The organism is Massilia glaciei (genome assembly GCF_003011895.2).
GTDB classification, from domain to species: domain Bacteria; phylum Pseudomonadota; class Gammaproteobacteria; order Burkholderiales; family Burkholderiaceae_D; genus Telluria_A; species Telluria_A glaciei.
Genome location: NZ_PXWF02000190.1, coordinates 1 through 1,641, shown reverse-complemented (window position 1 = coordinate 1,641; position 1,641 = coordinate 1). Strand labels below are relative to the sequence as shown.

Sequence of the window (1,641 nt, the reverse complement as noted above, 5' to 3'; positions counted from 1 at the left end):
GGTGGTGGCGGCGGCGCCGTTCGTCGACACCGAAGGCATGCTCATCAGTGACGGCGTGATGCGCCCGGCGATGATCCGCGGCGTGCTGCCGGCGCAGGAGCGCACCGTCTCGGACGTGGCCGGCAAGGTCACCGAGGGCAGCTTCGGCCAGCTCCTGCCGGGCACCTTCAACATCGTGGTCGGCCACGTGCTGGCCAAGTCGCTCAAGCTGAACGTGGGCGACAGATTCTCGATCGCGCTGGCCCAGCCCGAGGCCGGCAAGGAGGCCGGCAACCAGGCCGGCAACCAGGCCGGCAACCAGGCCGGCATCCCGCGGGTGCGCCCGTTCACGCTGGTCGGCGTGTTCAATTCGGGGCACTACGAATACGACTCGGCGCTAGCCTTCGTGCACCTCGACGACGCCATGGAAATCGCCAACATCGGCGGGCCGTCCGGCCTGCGCCTGCGCATCGCCGACATGCACGCGGCGCCCCGGGTAGCGGCCGAACTGATGGCCAGCATGCCGGGCGAGCTGATCATGCGCGACTGGTCCAAGCAGAACGTCCTGTGGTTCGCGGCGGTGCGCTCGCAGAAGAAGATGTTGTTCATCATTTTGGCGCTGATCGTCGCCGTCGCCTCGTTCAACCTGGTGGCCACGCTGGTCATGTCGGTCACCGACAAGCAGGCCGACATCGCCATCCTGCGCACGCTGGGCGCCTCGCCCGCGTCGATCATGAAGATCTTCATGGTGCAGGGCGTGCTGGTCGGGCTGATGGGCACCGCCTGCGGCATCGGGCTCGGGGTGCTGGTGGCGCTCAATGTCGACGTGATCGTGCCGTTCATCGAGCGCGTGCTGCAGGTGAAGTTTTTGTCGCAGGATATCTACCTGCTCAGCGCCGTGCCGTCCGACCTGCAGGCGCCCGACGTGATCATGGTCGCCGTGTTCGGCCTGGTGCTCGCGCTGGTGGCCACGCTCTATCCGAGCTGGGCTGCGTCGCGCGTCAAGCCGGCCGAGGCCTTGCGCTATGAGTGAGCGGGCCGGCCAAACGGGCGCCGGCGAGGCCGTGCTGGCCTGCCGCGGCCTGGGCAAGACCTTCACCCAGGGCGCCTACCAGGTGCCGGTGCTAAGCGGCGTCGACTTCAGCGTGTTCCGCGGCGAGCGCGTGGCCATCGTCGGCGCCTCGGGCTCGGGCAAGTCGACCCTGCTGCACCTGCTCGGCGGGCTCGACACGCCGACCACCGGCTCGGTCACGCTGTGGGGGGAGGACTTCGCGGCGCTGTCGGAGTCGCGCCGCGGCGACCTGCGCAACACCGAACTCGGTTTCGTGTACCAGTTCCACCACCTGCTGCCGGAGTTCTCGGCGCTCGACAACGTGGCCATGCCGCTCATGATCCGGCGCGAGAAACGCGCGCGCGCCGCACAAAAGGCGCAGGAGATCCTGGCGCGCGTGGGGCTGGCCAAGCGGGTCACGCACGTGCCGGGCGAATTGTCGGGCGGCGAGCGCCAGCGCGTGGCATTGGCGCGCGCGCTGGTGGCCGGGCCGGCGTGCGTGCTGGCGGACGAGCCGACCGGCAACCTCGACCACGCCAACGCGCAGCAGATCTTCGACCTGATGCTCGAGTTGTCGAAAACGCTGGGCACCGCCTTCGTGATCGTCACCC

At 69.0% G+C, this 1,641-nt stretch carries 2 protein-coding genes; both read left to right on the top strand.

All coding sequences use genetic code 11. From position 1 onward, the window contains the following. The coding region (locus C7C56_RS11510; RefSeq protein WP_106757541.1) for an FtsX-like permease family protein at window positions 1-1,012 on the top strand (1,012 nt) is incomplete at its 5' end. Beyond that, on the top strand, window positions 1,005-1,641 hold a 637-nt coding region (locus C7C56_RS11505; RefSeq protein ID WP_106757542.1), incomplete at its 3' end, for an ATP-binding cassette domain-containing protein. The genes C7C56_RS11510 and C7C56_RS11505, both read left to right, overlap by 8 nt.